Annotated in this window: 16 protein-coding genes; 4 read left to right on the top strand and 12 right to left on the bottom strand. The window is 42.0% G+C overall.

Going from position 1 to position 16,268, the window contains the following annotated elements:
* The first annotated feature begins 15 nt into the window (after positions 1–15).
* Together HMPREF0848_RS01455 and HMPREF0848_RS01450 are read left to right on the top strand one after the other, a co-directional pair.
* Positions 16–1,080, top strand: coding sequence for an acyl-CoA dehydrogenase family protein (locus HMPREF0848_RS01455; protein ID WP_008534141.1), 1,065 nt, complete (start codon positions 16–18; stop codon positions 1,078–1,080).
* A 15-nt stretch (positions 1,081–1,095) separates the two neighbouring features.
* Positions 1,096–2,010 carry an ethanolamine utilization protein EutJ gene (locus tag HMPREF0848_RS01450; RefSeq protein ID WP_008534140.1) on the top strand — a complete coding sequence of 305 codons (915 nt, stop codon included), beginning with the start codon at positions 1,096–1,098 and terminating at the stop codon, positions 2,008–2,010.
* 38 nt (positions 2,011–2,048) lie between these two features.
* On the opposite strand, the gene HMPREF0848_RS01445 is transcribed toward HMPREF0848_RS01450, so the two are convergent.
* From HMPREF0848_RS01445 to HMPREF0848_RS01390, 12 genes are all read right to left on the bottom strand, one after another.
* Positions 2,049–3,482 (bottom strand): LCP family protein, encoded by a 1,434-nt coding sequence (locus tag HMPREF0848_RS01445; RefSeq protein WP_008534139.1) that lies wholly within the window; start codon positions 3,480–3,482, stop codon positions 2,049–2,051.
* 11 nt (positions 3,483–3,493) lie between these two features.
* Positions 3,494–4,318, bottom strand: a complete 825-nt coding sequence (gene pheA / locus HMPREF0848_RS01440) for a prephenate dehydratase (RefSeq protein ID WP_008534138.1) — start codon at positions 4,316–4,318, stop codon at positions 3,494–3,496.
* On the bottom strand, positions 4,309–4,800 hold the full coding sequence (locus tag HMPREF0848_RS01435) for a shikimate kinase (RefSeq protein WP_008534137.1): 492 nt from the start codon (positions 4,798–4,800) through the stop codon (positions 4,309–4,311). The genes pheA and HMPREF0848_RS01435 overlap by 10 nt, the downstream gene beginning before the upstream one ends.
* Complete coding sequence (gene aroA / locus HMPREF0848_RS01430) at positions 4,793–6,076, bottom strand: 3-phosphoshikimate 1-carboxyvinyltransferase (protein WP_008534136.1); 1,284 nt, start codon at positions 6,074–6,076, stop codon at positions 4,793–4,795. The genes HMPREF0848_RS01435 and aroA overlap by 8 nt, the downstream gene beginning before the upstream one ends.
* A gap of 80 nt (positions 6,077–6,156) precedes the next feature.
* Positions 6,157–7,107 carry an L-lactate dehydrogenase gene (locus tag HMPREF0848_RS01425; RefSeq protein ID WP_008534135.1) on the bottom strand — a complete coding sequence of 317 codons (951 nt, stop codon included), beginning with the start codon at positions 7,105–7,107 and terminating at the stop codon, positions 6,157–6,159.
* A gap of 54 nt (positions 7,108–7,161) precedes the next feature.
* Positions 7,162–7,500: a YlbF/YmcA family competence regulator gene (locus HMPREF0848_RS01420; RefSeq protein ID WP_008534133.1), complete on the bottom strand. Its 339-nt coding sequence runs from the start codon at positions 7,498–7,500 to the stop codon at positions 7,162–7,164.
* 9 nt (positions 7,501–7,509) lie between these two features.
* Positions 7,510–8,616 (bottom strand): prephenate dehydrogenase, encoded by a 1,107-nt coding sequence (locus HMPREF0848_RS01415; protein ID WP_008534131.1) that lies wholly within the window; start codon positions 8,614–8,616, stop codon positions 7,510–7,512.
* Positions 8,617–8,645: 29 nt separating this feature from the next.
* The gene (gene aroC / locus HMPREF0848_RS01410) at positions 8,646–9,812 is read right to left on the bottom strand and encodes a chorismate synthase (protein ID WP_008534130.1); all 1,167 of its coding nucleotides are present in this window, start codon (positions 9,810–9,812) and stop codon (positions 8,646–8,648) included.
* Positions 9,813–10,880, bottom strand: coding sequence for a 3-dehydroquinate synthase (gene aroB / locus HMPREF0848_RS01405; protein ID WP_008534128.1), 1,068 nt, complete (start codon positions 10,878–10,880; stop codon positions 9,813–9,815). It lies immediately after the preceding gene.
* Between the two features lie 12 nt (positions 10,881–10,892).
* On the bottom strand, positions 10,893–11,750 hold the full coding sequence (locus tag HMPREF0848_RS01400) for a shikimate dehydrogenase (RefSeq protein ID WP_008534126.1): 858 nt from the start codon (positions 11,748–11,750) through the stop codon (positions 10,893–10,895).
* Positions 11,740–12,417 (bottom strand): type I 3-dehydroquinate dehydratase, encoded by a 678-nt coding sequence (gene aroD, locus HMPREF0848_RS01395; RefSeq protein ID WP_008534125.1) that lies wholly within the window; start codon positions 12,415–12,417, stop codon positions 11,740–11,742. Before aroD ends, HMPREF0848_RS01400 begins: the two co-directional genes overlap by 11 nt.
* On the bottom strand, positions 12,414–13,577 hold the full coding sequence (locus tag HMPREF0848_RS01390; protein WP_037608756.1) for a class I SAM-dependent rRNA methyltransferase: 1,164 nt from the start codon (positions 13,575–13,577) through the stop codon (positions 12,414–12,416). The genes aroD and HMPREF0848_RS01390 overlap by 4 nt, the downstream gene beginning before the upstream one ends.
* Positions 13,578–13,738: 161 nt before the next feature.
* Between HMPREF0848_RS01390 and HMPREF0848_RS01385 the strand changes: the two genes are divergently transcribed.
* Both HMPREF0848_RS01385 and HMPREF0848_RS01380 read left to right on the top strand, forming a co-directional pair.
* A complete protein-coding gene (locus HMPREF0848_RS01385) occupies positions 13,739–15,919 on the top strand; it encodes an LTA synthase family protein (RefSeq protein ID WP_037608754.1) in 2,181 nt (726 codons plus the stop codon).
* A gap of 158 nt (positions 15,920–16,077) precedes the next feature.
* The gene (locus tag HMPREF0848_RS01380) at positions 16,078–16,263 is read left to right on the top strand and encodes a hypothetical protein (protein ID WP_008534122.1); all 186 of its coding nucleotides are present in this window, start codon (positions 16,078–16,080) and stop codon (positions 16,261–16,263) included.
* Positions 16,264–16,268: the final 5 nt, after the last annotated feature.

The raw sequence follows: 16,268 nt of genomic DNA, 5'->3' as shown, positions 1-16,268 counted from the left end.
GGAGGACCTAAGCCTATGTCACATTTTTCAAAAGAATTCATTACTTGGTTGGACACCAACGCTGACCATATCGACCAAGAGTCTGGACCAATTGCAGACCAGCTTCTTGAAAAAATCGCTGAAAACGATGTCTTTAAAATCGGCGTACCTGCTGAGTTTGATGGCCTAGGTGGTGGTCCTACTCAAGTTGTTGATGTGCTTAATGAATTGGCACAACATTCTTTGACAGCTTCTTTCATTTCTTGGGGGCACCGTACCTTCATTGACTATATCCTAGCCAGTGACAATGCTTACCCTCGTGAAACCTGGTTGAAAGAATTGTATACCGGTGAGCGTGCTGGTGGAACTGGCTTGTCAAATGCTGTCAAATTCTTGTCTGATATTGAAGAATTGAATGTGACCCTCAGTCAAGAAGGTGATGACTATTACCTCGATGGTCGTTTACCTTGGGTGACTAATCTTCGTTCAGATAAATTCGCTGCTCTCTTTGCAGCTGACTTTAAGGACGGTAGCCAACCTTGGATTATTACTATTCCATCTGAAGCTGAAGGTCTTAGCCGTTCTGAAGATTTGGAATTTGTTTCCCTTCAAGGGGCTAACACTGCTTCTCTTACTTTCGATCATGTTAAACTCGATCCTAATTGGGTCCTTTCAAAAAATGGTACTGACTACATTGCCAAAACACGTCCAAACTTCCTTGGCTTCCAATTCGGTCTCGCCTTTGGTTTGGCCCAACGTTCTCTTGACGAGGTTGAAGCTAGTCTAAACAGTAACCGCAGTGTTCTCCGTGGCGAATTTGAAGCTACACGTGACAACCTTCTAGCTATTCAAGACCAACTCTTTAAAGGGCTTAATGATGCTAACTACTTTATCGAAAGACCACGTGAACTTTTCCAATTGCGTATCGATATCGTCGATGTCGTAGCCAGCAGCCTGCTCCTCGAACTTCAGGCTAGTGGTGGTCGTGGCTATTTGAAAGAATCTGACTCAAGCTTTATCCGTCGTTGGAATGAAGGCGTCTTCCTTCCAATTGTATCTCCGAGTGCGGTTCAGCTTCGCCATATTCTTGCAGCTAGCTAGAAAGACAGTGGATCAATGAAGGTATTTCTCAAGAAAATTCCCTTGGCCCTATCTAGTCTGGTACTTGCCCTCTTTAGTTTATCCAATCAAATAAGTCAACTTACCCTGATTGCTCAGGGTATTTGGCTTATAGCCGTTTTTGGCTTTTTCCTAGTGCTAGGACGCCTAATCATCGGCTATAGACAAACTCAAGAAGATTTGCACAATCCAGTCATAGCTTCGGCCTTCCCCAGCTTCTTTATGGCTGCCTTTCTCTTTGCCAGTCGTCTTCCGCTTGATCAACTTGGCTTAAGTGTGACTTGGATTGGGCTCCTTGGACTATATATTGCCTATATCATCTTTTTCAGTCTGCGTTTTCTCCGCCCTCTAGCCTTAGATCAAGTCTATCCGAGTTGGTTTGTGGTTTATGTAGGCCCTGCGATTAGTCTTGTAACTGTACCAGATAGTATTCCAAATAGTATCAAGGGGCTTATCCTAGGGCTAACGGGACTGGCGACTCTGGTCCTCTTTCCACTTATTTTATGGAGAATTAAACGTTTAACCATTCCCCAGCCAGTTCTTCCTATACTTGCCATTTTAGCAGCTCCATTGGCCCTTCTCATTACAAGCTCAATCAAGAGTGGTCAAAGGCCTGAAACTATCCTCTTAGTCGGCCTGCTTATCTTCTCCCAAATTTTCTTTTTCTTCGCCTTGGGACTCTTTGCCAAGCTTGTCAAAAAAGGTTTTATCCCACTCTTTGCAGCTTTTAGCTTCCCCTTGGTTAACAGCGCCAATGCTTTCAAGGCAGCTACCACTAGCCTTAAGCTCATGAATCCGATGACCCATCTGATTTATCTAGCCGAGCTCTTACCAGTTCTTGCCATTATGGTATATTTGCTCTATCATTTTCTAAAGCTTTTGTATCATGCTCTTGTAGCGGACGCACACTAAAAACAAGCCTGTTCACACTGAACAAGCTTGTTTTTTTCTTATCTAAATCCTAATTTCTTTAACTTAGCCTGATAACTGTCAAAATCAATTTCAATACCTTGACCGCCGTAGAGGTCATAGTTATCTACCCAATCACCATCTGATGGAATAGTTTGAGAACTGATACCATTTTTGAAACTACCGGCATTTGAAAGACCCAAATCCAACATTTCTGTCATGCTCATATTGGTTGAAGTCAGAGAGTAAACCTTCCCTAAAGCCTCAGGTCCCTTGAAAAGACTAAGCGGATTTTTAACTTGCTTCATCATAGCTTGAATGACTTGTTGTTGACGCTTGGTACGGCCATAATCCCCTTCATCATCCTTACGAAAACGAGCATAGTTCAGAAGGGTGCGCCCATCCATATTTTGTTCACCAATTTTGATGGTTTGATTTGGCACATGACCATTCTTGTCCATTCTCAAATCATCTGGAACTTTGACTGAGGACACTTTTTTACCATCAACAGTGGAGAATTTGGCATTGATTTCCACACCATTCGGAAATAAGGTATCAATCCCCGTCGCAAAGGTCTCAAAGTCAAACATAGCGTAATACTTAATATCTATGTCAAAATTCCGCTTGAGCGTCTCACGCATGAGTTCTGCCCCTTGATGGTTATTTTGCTCACCAATATTGAAGGCTGAATTGAGTTTCAAGTCTTGAGAATACTCTGATTCTGAAGCGCCTTTGATATTAACCAAGGTATCACGCATAAAGCTGACCATCTTGATTTTACCTTCCTTATTGCCCACATTGATGACCATGATGGAGTCCGTTCTAGCATCTGTAGATTCCTGACTCACACGTTGGTCCGAACCAAGGATAAGGATATTAACCCCATCTCTAGTATCCTTGCCGTTAAAGGTCTCAACTAAGGCAGGCTGGTAGGATTTACCGTTATTTCCGGCTGCAGATAGGTCTGTCCCCTTGTAAAATTGATAGGCCATAGCCAGCACCAAAAAGACAACACCAAGACTTAAGCAACTAAGCACTAGCTTAACGACTTTCTTGAGTCTTCGCTTTTTCTTTGGTCGCTTCTTCTTAGCTGGTTGAGGGCTTGGTTTAGAAGCAGTTTTTGAGATAGGACGTCCTTTTTTAGGAACTTTTTTTCGCTCAGGTCTGCTTTGAGGGGTCTCCTCTTGATAAATGGGGAGTCCTTCGTCTGTCAGCTGATGAACATTCTCATAATCAGGCTCCTGATAGCTTTCCCGACGATTGTCATAAGGCTGTCGCCAAGCGGCTTGATAGTCATCCTCTCTTTGCTCCTGATACCTTCCATAGGAGCGCTCCGCTTCATAAGCATCCAACTTACTTTGCAGATAATTGAATTCCGAAGCCTGCTGCCCATTGAGGTAAGCAAGATTTTTTAAAAGATAGCTGTAACGTAACCGTTCATGATGCGTAAACGGCCCATTGTTAGATTTGGTCATAAGATTTCCCTTTAAATTTCATATACCTGGTAAGCACCCAAGATTTTATATCCAATTCCAACTGCAGTTAACTCTTCAAGAGCAAACTGAGCCAACTTCTCCTGTGTATAATCACAATCAATGATAAAGAAATATTCGCCAAGCACAGTCTTCAAAGGACGACTTTCAATCTTAGTCAAGTCAATGCCTCGCCAAGCAAAGGTAGACAGAGCTTTATAAAGCGCACCCGGCATATTGTCAGGCAAGGTCAAGGCCAGCGTTAATTTACAATCAATCTGATGAAGAGGAATCTCAGGAACAGAGTTTCCAAGCACCCAAAAACGGGTATAATTCTTCTCAATTTCTTGGATATCCTTGGCTAAAATTTCAAGACCATATTCCTCAGCAGCAGCACTAGGTGCGATAGCCGCATATGGCTGATCTGGATTATCAGCGACAAAACGCGCTGCAAAGGCTGTACTGGCTGTTGTCTCAATCTTGGCATGTGGAAAATGCTGTTTAATATACTTTTTCCCTTGGGCAATAGCCTGTGGGTGTGAGAAGATTTTCTCAATCTGTGCATGGTCCTTAACCGCCATCAACTGTTGCTTGATAGGCTGAACAATCTCTGCCACAGCACGAATATCTGCCTGGTGAAAAAGATAGTCTAAACTCTCATGAACAGATCCCTCGATAGAATTTTCTACCGGAATAACCGCATAATCCACACGTCCTTCTTCATAAGACTTGATAACTTCAGTAATGGTTCCCAGTGAAACCAAGTCAGCCTTAGGAAAAGCTTTTAGGGCTGCATTATGTGTAAATGACCCAATCGGGCCCAAATAACCTACATACATTTGATAAACCTTGCTACTTCTTCTGGTGTACGGTTATCGACTGTGACAACCAAGTCTGCTAAACCTTGATAGAGGGCCATGCGACCATCGTAAATGGCTTTGAACTCCTCTTTAGAATGGTTGAGAAAGAGGGGGCGTTGATTTTTAGTATCCTTTTTAATGCGATCATAGGCCACATCGAAAGAAGCATGGAGCCAAACGTTATGCTTACGATTCTTCGCCAAGAGTTGACGATTTTGCTCGGTCACAACGACACCACCTCCAGTAGAAATGATGACATCATCTCCCTCTTGCAAGAGGTCTTCCAAAGTCTCAGACTCAATCTGACGAAAAGCTGCTTCACCTTCCTTGGCAAAAAAATCTGAAATGGACATACCGATTTTTTCTTCGATGACCTGATCCATATCTACAAAACGGCCATCCAAGTAAGGAGCGACAGAACTCTTTCCAACCCCCATAAAGCCCAATAGAACCTTAGCCATGAATCAATCCTTCCAAATCACTAAAGAAGCTCGGGTAGCTAGTATTGATGGCTTCTGCACGTTGCAAGTCAACTTCGCCATCTTGTACCAAGAGAGCCGCAATGGCTGTCATCATACCGATACGGTGGTCACCAAATGTATTGATCTCTGCCCCATGAAGAGCTGTCTTACCAGAAATAATCATCCCATCTTCGGTTGGAACAATATCAGCACCCATAGCATTCAAGGCATCAGCGACCACCTGAATACGGTCTGTTTCTTTGACCTTGAGTTCTTCAGCATCACGAATCACTGTCTTGCCTTGGGCTTGTGTCGCCAAGAGTGTGATAATCGGGAGTTCGTCAATCAAACGTGGAATAATATCCCCGCCAATCTCAGTTCCTTTAAGTTCGGAAGTTTCAACAGTAATGGTCGCAGATTTAGCAACCTGGTCAATATCTGAAAGGGTTATCTTACCACCCATATCTTTGATAACATCAATAATACCAGTACGAGTTTCATTGATGCCGACATTTTCCAAGACAATCTTAGAGTTAGGCACCACGAGTCCAGCTACCAACCAAAAGGCCGCTGAAGAAATGTCCCCTGGAACCACAACTTTTTGAGCAGTAAAGCTTTGGCCACCAGAGATACGGATTTCCTTACCATCTACCTGAAGCTGACCACCAAACTGCTGAATCATATCTTCTGTATGATTACGTGTTTTTTCCTTTTCAATAATGACAGATTCACCATCAGCTTGAAGGGCTGCAAAAATAAGGGCAGACTTAACCTGAGCAGAGGCCACTGGCAATTGGTAATGAATGGGTTTAAGGGACTTGCTGCCGTGCATTTTCAATGGTGGCAAATCACGATCCGTTTGACCTGATACTTCTACTCCCATCTGACGTAAAGGAATAGTGACACGGTCCATAGGACGTTTCGAAAGAGAATCATCTCCAAACATCTCTACCTCAAAATCTTGACCGGCAAGCACACCTGAAATCAAACGAATCGATGTCCCAGAGTTCCCCATATCCAATTTATTTTGTGGAGCCTTGAGACCGTCAAAACCAACACCGTGAATGCGTACCACATCACCGTCATCTTCAATAGTCACACCCAAATCACGAAAGACCTGCATGGTTGAGAGAACGTCTTCACCTCGTAAAATATCACGAACAGTAGTCACACCTTTGGCAAGACTTCCGAACATAATCGAACGGTGACTGATTGACTTGTCACCAGGTATGCGCAAGCTACCATGAAGACCTTGGACCTTGGTTTCTAGTTTCATAGGTTACTCCTAAAAATTTTTATAGTTACTCCATTATACCATATTTGAAGGCCTAGCCATAGACTGAATTGTCAAAATATTCACTCGTTTGTATTAGAATACTTATTATTTAGGTAGGCAAAAGACTCTTCAACACGATTCCTTATCAAAGTAGCTGATTCTTCCAAAAGGTGATTTTCCTCTGCTGTCAAAGACAAGTGAACAGGAGCTGCTACCCCTTGACGGCCTAGGATAACAGGATAGCCAAGATAGGTCTGGTAAGCTTCCTGATAGCTAGAGACTGCTACTTCTTCTAAACCATCTGAGAGGATAATTGCCGCCAATCGAAGAGCTGCACTGGCAATCCCATAAGAGGTATAGCCCTTACCATAAAAGACCTTGTGACCACCCTTCATGGAAGTCATAAAGAGTGCTTGACGTTCTTCTTGGCTTGTTAAAGCTGTAATATCTTGGCCTTTCACCTTAACCTGACTCCAAGCTGTGAACTGAGAATTACCGTGTTCTCCAAGATTATACCCTGAAACTGATTTAGGATTAACATTAAGATCATCTGCCACTGCTGCCTTCATACGGGACGTATCAAGCAACGTTCCTGTTCCAATGACACGTTCCTTTGGCCAACCAGTGAATTTTTGGTAAAGAGCTGATACAGCATCAACAGGATTTGAAATAACCACAAGGACACCTTTAAAATCCAACTTTTTGAGTTCTTGAGAAACTTGATAGACTGCTTCTCGGGTAAATGGAAATTCAGCAAAACGATCTTCACCAGCATTATGCTGCAACTGAATATTACCAAGCGATGAAATAATCACATCAGCATCTTCAAGGGCTGCATAATCATTGACAACAATCTTAGCATAGCTAGGCAGATTGGCCATGGCATCCTTAAAATCCTGAGCATCTGCTTCAGCCTTTTTATCATTGATATCAATAAAGACATAACTATCGGCTAATCCTTGAGCGATTGCCCCATGAGCTACCGCAGCACCAACATTTCCCATTCCAATAATTCCAATTTTACGAGCCATAATTTACCTCCTTTAATGCAGAAAGAGCCCTGTCAATCGACAAAGCTTCACTTATTAACTATTCAATTCTTGCAAAGGTTTGAAGATGATACCTTCAATATCATTCAAATAAACTGACAAACCTTGTTGTGCAGCCAAGTATTCTTTCAAAAGGGCATTAGCTTCCACTTTTTGTCCGAGTTCTTGAACAGCTGCTTGTTCTTCAGCCGTTGGCATTTTGCCAGCTTGCATTTTGGCATAGAAATCCTCTTGGAAGTCAGTGAACTCTTTGAAAAGCGCACTAGCTTCAGCATCAGCTGCAATGGCTTCTTTTTTCTCTACCAAAGTTTTGTACTCAGGAAGGGCACGAATGCCACGTTCCAACTCATTTGCTAAATCATAAATATTTGTCATTGTATTCTCCTAGGCGATCACCACATGATAGTCTGTATTGGCTTCAATAACAGTCTTAGCATGCGTGCGATCTTTTTCATTTTTAAAAGTAATTTGAAGGATACCGTGAATATCTTCACGATTTTCTTCATTGATACGAAGGTTAACCAAAGACGTTCCCCGCAACAATTCCATAATGCTGAGGATAACGTCCTCACGGTCAGGCACATCCACAAAAATATCGAAGGCACTTTCCACGCCACCCTTTTTGTGGATTTCCATCTCTTTGCGTTTCTTGCGACCGTTGTCAAAGAACTCCCAAATAGCATTCTCATCCTCAGCCTTAATCAAATCAGCCACATGGTCCAAACGCTTTTTGAAATCTTCAATACGATCCAAAACGGCAGGCCCATTAGTCATGAGAATGGAAGCCCACATACCAGGTTCACTCTCTGCAATACGAGTCATATCTCGGAAGCCCCCTGCCGCAAAGTGATTGGTCATCTCATGACCCTGAGCATAATCAGCCGCCTGTTCCATGAGACCTGAGGCTAAGAGATGTGGAAAATGACTGATTTGACTGGTTACACGATCGTGTTCAGCTGCATCAATCTCAACATAACGTGACTTCAGCCCAGACAAAATGTCCTTCAGTTCAGGAATGGTTGTCTCTTTAGTTAAACGTGTCGGTGTGAAAATGTAATAAGCATTCTCAAAAAGGGTCACATCGGCCGCAATGGCACCTGATTTGTGAGAACCAGCCATAGGATGGGAACCGACAAATTGAACATTTTTTCCTGCTAGGAAATGCTCAGCTGCCTCAACAATATCAAGCTTGGTTGAGCCGGCGTCTGTGATGATGACATTATCTTTCAAGTTCAAGTTAGCCAACTCTTTCAAGTAGGACACCGTTTGCTTGATAGGCACAGCCAAGATAATCACATCCGCCAACGGAGCAAACTCCTTGAAATCATTTGTTGCTCGGTCAACAATCCCACGCTCCAGCGCAATATTTCGAGAATAGTCAGAGCGATTATATCCAAGAATCTCATAATCAGGATGATCTCTTTTAATTCCGAGACCCAAAGAACCTCCAATCAGACCCAAGCCTGCGATATAAATCGTTTTCTTACTCATTACTACTCCCATCTTTTCATTGATGCTGCTTAAAAGTTTTTCACATAATCACGGTGACGTGCCACCGCTTCTTTCAATTCTTCCAAATTATCAGAAGAAAATTTTTCCAAGATTTCATTGGCTACAACTGTAGCAACCACCGATTCCATAACGACACCCGCTGCCGGTAAGGCCGTAGGATCTGAACGTTCAACAGTTGCCTTATATGGCTCGTGAGTTTCGATATCCACAGACATCAATGGCTTGTAGAGGGTTGGAATTGGCTTCATAACCCCACGGACTACAATTGGTTGGCCATTGGTCATACCACCTTCAAACCCACCAAGATTGTTGGTTCGACGCGTATAGCCGTCTTCTTCATTCCAGAGAATCTCATCCATGACTTGAGAACCCTTGAGGTAGCCATCCTTGAAACCAAGACCAAACTCGACACCCTTGAAGGCATTGATGGAAACAACTGCTTGGGCAATCTTGGCATCAAGTTTTGTATCCCATTGCACATAAGAACCAAGTCCTACAGGAACACCACCAACGACCGTTTCAACGACACCACCAATGGTATCACCTTCTTTTTTGATTTGGTCAATGTAATCTTTAATTTCTTGTTCACGCTCTTGGTTAACAACTGAAATTTCTGACTGTTGAGCCAATTTCCTGATTTGAGCGACCGTCAAATTCTCAGGCACATCAATTTCCTTACCACCAAAGACTACCACATGGTTGGCAATTTCAATATCAAGCTCAGCCAAGATACGTTTAGCGACAGCACCAACCGCCACACGCATAGTTGTTTCACGCGCACTAGAACGCTCCAAAGAATTACGTAAATCATCGAAACGGTATTTCATACCACCAACCAAGTCAGCATGACCAGGACGTGGGTGAGTGATTTTACGTTTGGTTTTCAAACGGTCCTCAATGTCTTCCACAGCCATGATATCCAACCATTTTTGATGGTCCTTATTGATGACATGGAGGGTAATTGGAGCCCCTGTAGTTTTCCCATGACGAACACCAGAAGTGATTTCAACCTTATCAGACTCAATTTTCATACGGCCACCACGACCATAACCACCTTGGCGGCGTTTCAAATCACCATTGATATCTTCAGCCGTCAAGGGAAGACCAGCTGGAACACCCTCGATGATTGCTGTTAGACGTGGTCCGTGAGACTCACCTGCTGTTAAATATCTCATTTATTTCTCCAAGTATTCTTTCATTTCAACCAAAGGAATCTGATTGATAGCTGCCTTACCGATTTCTGGAACGATAACAGTCTTAATACTATTACCACGAGCCTTTTTATCATGTGTGAGAGCAGTATAGAGCTCCTCAACACGCCATGGCTCATAATCCACTGGCAAACCAAATTTGGCACACATCTCGGCAATTTGACGAGTGATACCCTGAGGCATTAGTCCTTTTTCCTCAGCCACACGTGAAATCTGAACCATTCCGATAGCCACCGCTTCACCATGCATGACCTTACCGTAACCAGCGGTTTGTTCAACAGCGTGCCCAATCGTATGACCAAAGTTAAGGTACATACGAACCCCACCTTCAAACTCGTCTTCAACGACAATTTTACGCTTCGCATTACATGAACGGTAAATGATAGTTTCTGAGTTTTCTAAAATACTGTGAACCGAACCATCAATGCTCTCAAGGAGGTGCCAAAGTTCAGGATCGTCAATCAAACCGTATTTGACAACCTCACCCATACCTTCAATCAATTCACGTTTACCAAGTGTCTCAAGGACATTAGGATCAATCAAGACCCCATCAGGCTGAGCAAAGGTTCCCACAATATTCTTAGCGAAAGGCGTGTTCACACCTGTCTTACCACCAATAGATGAATCCACCTGGGCAGTTAGACTAGTTGGGACCTGAACAAAATGAATCCCACGCATATAAGTTGAAGCGACAAATCCTGCTAGGTCGCCAACAACGCCACCACCAAGAGCGACAATCCCATCACTACGTGTCATGCCATTCTTAATCAAAAATTCATAAGCCTTGTTAGCAGTCCTAAGATTTTTACTTGCTTCACCTTCTAGGAAATCAAAAACGACAACCTCAAAGCCCTCATGCTCCAAGCTAAGCTTAACTCTTTCAGCGTATAAACCACCCACATGGTTGTCTGTAATAAGCGCAATCTTTTGTGGTTCCCAAAGTGACTTGACCCATTGACCTACCATCTTAAGAGCTCCCTTTTCAATGATAATGTCATAAGGGTTATGTGTTAAATTTACCTCTAGTTTCATCGCTGTCCCCTCCTAGCTATTGTATATCTTTTCTAATTCCTGCCAAATAGCATCTGTTGGCATGTCCTTACCCGTCCATAGTTTAAAGGCACCTGCTGCTTGATGCAGTAACATGCCCAAACCATTTACGGCTTCCAGCCCCTGTTGTCTAGCCAAGGCCAAGAAAGGCGTTTCAAAAGGCTGATAAATAATATCCGCAATCAAAAGCCCCTTAGGAAATATAGTATCTTTGGCGATTGGCAAGGATTTTCCATCCATACCTACACTTGTCGCATTCACCAATAAATCGGCCTTGCCTAGTTCTTCTTGAAAATAGTCAACATCACTTAAAGCATGAAATTCCAAGTGACCATCCGTTTGGTCCATCAAGGTCTTAAAACTGTTTTTTGCCTTATCCAATGACTGGGGACGAACATAGATACTGACCTTTTTGGCACCGTCAAGAACAGCTTGCGTCACAATAGCCTTAGCTGCTCCACCAGCACCCAAAATCATTAGATGAGCACCTTTAGGACTGAAATTCTTGAGGCTGGCAAAAAAACCAAAACCATCTGTATTATGACCAATCAAATGGCCATCACGATTAACAACCGTATTAACCGCACCAATCAATTGTGCTGCAGGACTAAGCTCATCCAAAAAAGAAATAACCTTCTGCTTATAGGGCATAGACAGATTGATACCGAACATATCATAACGTCTAATATTTTCAACAGTCTCAGCCAGATCTGACTCTGGAATTTCCCAAGCAAGATAGACACCATTCACTTGTGTCTTTTCAAAAGCTAAATTATGAATAAAAGGAGAAATGGAATGTTTGATTGGATTGGCAACGACAGCAGCTAAGCGTGTATATCCATCAATCTGCATTCAAAACCTCCATAACCTTTCGCATATCTGCCAAACTAACTTGGCCCGGTGCACTGGCATTATCAAGACTAGCAAAGGTCCATGATGACCCTACCAAATCACCCGCCAAGCGAGACAAACGACCAAGTTTACCCATTGACATGGTAGCAAACTCCTGATTAGGATTGTAGGCCTTAAAACCACGTGTGAAATTCAGAAGGTCAAGAACATCTTGCTCATGTTGTGGCATAACAGCCACTTTAACGACTCGTGGCGTCAAATTCGTCATTTCAGACAGGAGCTCCATAAGATTTTCTGGGGTCTCGTTGAAATTATGATAAGACAACACCAAATTTGAATACCCAAGCATCTGATCAAAGACCTCCTTGTGTGTAAAGTACTCAAAATCAATATAGTCTGGCGAATAGATAGCAGACACATCATTGATAAGCGCCACATACTCTGCATCGGTCAATTCAATGTTTCCACCTTCACGTGTTGTACGAATGGTAAAGATAATTTCAAAACCGGCAAATTTCTCGAAAATGGCCGGTGCAACCGTTAAAATACTATCCTTATCCAAAAAATCTGCACGCCATTCAATAATATCTGCCCCAGCAAAACGAGACAATTCAAGCGCTTGTGCCTCCTCTAAGCTAGTAGGCATAATTGGAACTACAATTTTCATTTATTTACCCTTATTGTATATACTTTCAAATAGTTTGATGCCGGATCATTAGGATTGACGGTGAAATCCGCTGGCAATTGTTGCAGGTTAACAAAATCCGCCGAAACATCACCCAGACCCTTACGCAGTTGCTTTTTAAACTGTTGCACAGTCATATTAGCTGCATTAGTACTTGCGATGATTGTTCCACGCTCTGTCAGGATATCAAGACTCTGCGCAATCAACTTATGATAATCCTTACTTGCTGAGAAGGTGCGTTTCTTGTTACGAGCAAAACTTGGTGGATCAATAACGATAAGATCATAGGTCAAACCTTTTTTCTTGGCATATTTGAAATAATCAAAAACATCCATTACGACGAGGCGATGATTGTCCATACTAAAACCATTAGCCTTAAAATGTGCTGTGGACAATTCACGTGACCGCTTTGCTAAATCGACTGAAGTGGTCTCAATTGCACCTCCCATAGCAGCAGCAACTGAAAAAGCTGCCGTATAAGAAAACATATTTAAGACAGATTTGCCAAGAGCCAAACCATTAACTAAACCATCGCGAACTTCATGCTGATCAAGGAAAATCCCTGTCATCAACCCATCGTTGAGGAAAACTTCATAAGTTACTCCATTTTCCAAAATGGTAAAAGTATCAGTCGCCTCTTTTCCAAAAAGATGGTCCGATTCAAAATCAAGACCCTTAAAACGGATTTTTTCATAGCCTCCCAAAACCTCAGGAAAGACCGTTTGAAAAGCCTCTACAATAACATCCTTCAAGGAATAAACAAAGGCATTGTACCATGAAAAGAGGGCATAATCTCCATATAAATCAATGGTGAGGCCACCAAAGTCATCTCCATCTTGATTAAAGAGACGAAAAGCCGTCGTCAACTCATTGTCATAGTAAGTCTGGCGTTTAAGCTTAGCCTGTTCAAAAAGCCTCTGAAAATAAGCCAGAGTCAATTTTTGCTTTTTATTAGAGAGAAACCAACCTATACCTTTATTTTGGCTAGACAAATAGCCCGTTCCTAAAAAAGTCTTAGACTGGTTATAAAGATAAATCAACTGATTGTTTTCACTTACATTTGGAAAATCTTCAGCTAAAAGCAATTGCTTTCCTTGTTTGATTTTTTTCTCCGCAATGGGACTTACCGTCAATATACTCATATTACTATTATACCAAAAAAATCCTCGTATTTCTGTTTCATAACTAGATTTTACCAATTATATGTCAAGGAATATCACACCAGATGGCAGTAAATTTTTGAGAGTCATTTTGTTATTTGGTATAATAGTTAGGATAATATAGAATCAAAGGAAGTATTGCTTTGAAAAAATTAATTGACGCCTTTTGGAAAGGAGTGTCATCAAGACTTGGATTCATCCTCTTGTTGCTCTTTTTCTACTGGCTAAAAACCATATTCGCTTATTACGTCAATATTAATCTTGAGTTGGAAAGCAAGTATCAGGTTATGCTTTCGCTGATTAATCCCATTCCGCTAGGGTTAATGCTTCTAGGATTGGGGCTTTACTTTAAGAAACGACGATTCTTTTATAGCATCACGATTGCTATTTATGTCATCCTTAACCTTCTGCTCATTGCCAATGTGGTCTACTTTGGAGAGTTTACGGACTTCATCACGGTAAATACCATACTAGCGAGCTCCAGCTCAGCAGCAGGACTTGGGGACTCAGCCAAGAACCTTTTTGAACCAAGTTATATCTTTTACTTAATTGATATTCCTTTCTTCATTTACGCTGGTTTCAGAAAGAAACTCCAAACAGACAGTAAACCCTTTAATAAACGAGCTAGTTTTGCCGTTACAGCACTGGCGACACTCCTTCTATCGGTTAACCTTTTCTTAGCAGAAGTTAACCGGGGTGAGTTGCTAACACGTGGTTTCTCAAACAACTATATTGTTCGTGCAATGGGTATTCCCTTCTTTACCGCTTATTCTGGTAACCTGACTTATCAGGCTTCGCAAGCTCGTTCTTCTGCAACAGCGGAGGATATGAAAAAGGTTCAAGCCTATGTCAAAGAACACTACGCTGCACCAGATCCTAAGTATTTCGGAATTGCCAAGGGAAAAAATGTCATTGTCATTCACTTGGAAAGCTTCCAACAGTTCCTGATTGATTACAAGCTCCAAGTCGATGGTAAGTCTTATGAAGTTACCCCATTCCTCAATTCCATTTATCATTCAAACGAGACCCTTGCCTTTTCAAACTTCTTCCACCAAGTCAAGTCAGGGAAAACCTCTGATGCCGAAACCTTGATGGAAACGTCTCTCTTTGGACTAAGTACAGGGTCGTATATGGTAAACTATGGTGGTACAAACACTGCCTATGCTGCTCCATCTATTCTTGCTCAAACAGGTGGTTATACATCCGCTGTATTCCATGGAAACACCGGTTCCTTCTGGAATCGAAATAACACCTACAAACAGTGGGGTTATAACTATTTCTTCGATTCCTCAGCCTTCACTGAGAAAACCGAGGAAAACTCCTTCCAATATGGCCTAAACGATAAGTATATGTTCCCAGGTTCTATCAAATACTTGGAACAAATGCAACAACCTTTCTACGTTAAATACCTAACCGTATCTAACCATTACCCATACACTTCCTTGTCAGGCGATGAAAAGGAACAAGGTTTCCCACTTGCTGAAACAAAAGATGAAACCGTTAACGGATATTTTGCAACAGCTAACTACCTTGACTCAGCTGTCAAGGACTTCTTCGATTACCTCAAGGCTACTGGTCTTTATGATAACTCCATTATTGTGATGTACGGTGACCACTACGGTATCTCTGATACACGAAGCAGTAATCTAGCTGATCTTCTTGGAAAAAATTCTGAAACATGGTCTAACTATGACAAAGCCATGCTTCAACGTGTCCCTTATATGATCCATATTCCTGGATATACCGGTGGTGGCATCTCTAACAACTTTGGTGGCGAAGTGGATGCCCTACCAACACTTCTTCATATTCTCGGTGTCGACACTAGCTCATACATTCAGATGGGGCAAGACCTCTTATCACCTGATAATAAGCAAACCGTCGCATTTAGAACATCTGGACAGTATGTGACTCCTCAATACACTAGCTATTCTGGTAGACTTTATAACACTCAAACAGGTGAGGAAATCACCAATCCTGATGAGACGACAAGGAAAAACAACGAAGCCATTCGAAAGGCAGTGGCAACTCAGCTTTCTATGAGTGACGCTGTCCAGACCGGTGACCTCCTTCGTTTCTACACACCTAATGGCTTAAAACATACTGACCCAAGCACCATCTCTTATACCAAACAAATGGAACAACTAAGAGAAATCAATAAAAAACTGAAAGACAAATCGACTAGCCTTTATAAAGAAAAAGGCAATCACTCAACAGCTGACCTATTCAAGACACCATCTTACAAAGAGCTTCACCCAACAGAACCCGAAAATTCTGGTTCAAGTTCTAGTTCTTCCGAACAAAGCTCATCCACTGTACAAGAATAGGCCATTAAGGCAGTCCAATTGGGACTGCCTTTTTTAGTTTACCAACACTTAGATGAAATGCTGATTCTTTAGATAATCCCCTCAAACATATTTCTTGCTAGTTTTCTACAAGCATGATTAAATAGGATTTATAAGAAAACTTTTAGAGGAGAACAGACATGAATCCATTGGAATTATTTAACCAAGTGAAAGAAATGATCGAGAAAAAAGATTTCGAAGCTGCCAAAACATTTGTCGAGGACAATAAAGATAATTTAGGCGAGTACTTCGACCAAGCAAAAGCTCTTGTTTCTGGGAATGAAATGATTAGTGGTGCTTTAGACAAGATTAAAGGCTTATTCTAAGCCTA

The sequence above is a fragment of the Streptococcus sp. C150 genome, from assembly GCF_000187445.1.
Taxonomy (GTDB): Bacteria; Bacillota; Bacilli; order Lactobacillales; family Streptococcaceae; genus Streptococcus; species Streptococcus raffinosi.
This window is presented reverse-complemented; position numbering and strand designations above follow the sequence as displayed.

What these genes read in the sequence shown, in the direction of transcription:
- HMPREF0848_RS01455 (WP_008534141.1), top strand. Translation starts at nt 16, where the DNA reads ATGTCACATTTTTCAAAAGAATTCATTACTTGGTTGGACACCAACGCT.
- HMPREF0848_RS01450 (WP_008534140.1), top strand. Translation starts at nt 1,096, where the DNA reads ATGAAGGTATTTCTCAAGAAAATTCCCTTGGCCCTATCTAGTCTGGTA.
- HMPREF0848_RS01445 (WP_008534139.1), bottom strand. Translation starts at nt 3,482, where the DNA reads ATGACCAAATCTAACAATGGGCCGTTTACGCATCATGAACGGTTACGT.
- pheA (WP_008534138.1), bottom strand. Translation starts at nt 4,318, where the DNA reads ATGTATGTAGGTTATTTGGGCCCGATTGGGTCATTTACACATAATGCA.
- HMPREF0848_RS01435 (WP_008534137.1), bottom strand. Translation starts at nt 4,800, where the DNA reads ATGGCTAAGGTTCTATTGGGCTTTATGGGGGTTGGAAAGAGTTCTGTC.
- aroA (WP_008534136.1), bottom strand. Translation starts at nt 6,076, where the DNA reads ATGAAACTAGAAACCAAGGTCCAAGGTCTTCATGGTAGCTTGCGCATA.
- HMPREF0848_RS01425 (WP_008534135.1), bottom strand. Translation starts at nt 7,107, where the DNA reads ATGGCTCGTAAAATTGGAATTATTGGAATGGGAAATGTTGGTGCTGCG.
- HMPREF0848_RS01420 (WP_008534133.1), bottom strand. Translation starts at nt 7,500, where the DNA reads ATGACAAATATTTATGATTTAGCAAATGAGTTGGAACGTGGCATTCGT.
- HMPREF0848_RS01415 (WP_008534131.1), bottom strand. Translation starts at nt 8,616, where the DNA reads ATGAGTAAGAAAACGATTTATATCGCAGGCTTGGGTCTGATTGGAGGT.
- aroC (WP_008534130.1), bottom strand. Translation starts at nt 9,812, where the DNA reads ATGAGATATTTAACAGCAGGTGAGTCTCACGGACCACGTCTAACAGCA.
- aroB (WP_008534128.1), bottom strand. Translation starts at nt 10,880, where the DNA reads ATGAAACTAGAGGTAAATTTAACACATAACCCTTATGACATTATCATT.
- HMPREF0848_RS01400 (WP_008534126.1), bottom strand. Translation starts at nt 11,750, where the DNA reads ATGCAGATTGATGGATATACACGCTTAGCTGCTGTCGTTGCCAATCCA.
- aroD (WP_008534125.1), bottom strand. Translation starts at nt 12,417, where the DNA reads ATGAAAATTGTAGTTCCAATTATGCCTACTAGCTTAGAGGAGGCACAA.
- HMPREF0848_RS01390 (WP_037608756.1), bottom strand. Translation starts at nt 13,577, where the DNA reads ATGAGTATATTGACGGTAAGTCCCATTGCGGAGAAAAAAATCAAACAA.
- HMPREF0848_RS01380 (WP_008534122.1), top strand. Translation starts at nt 16,078, where the DNA reads ATGAATCCATTGGAATTATTTAACCAAGTGAAAGAAATGATCGAGAAA.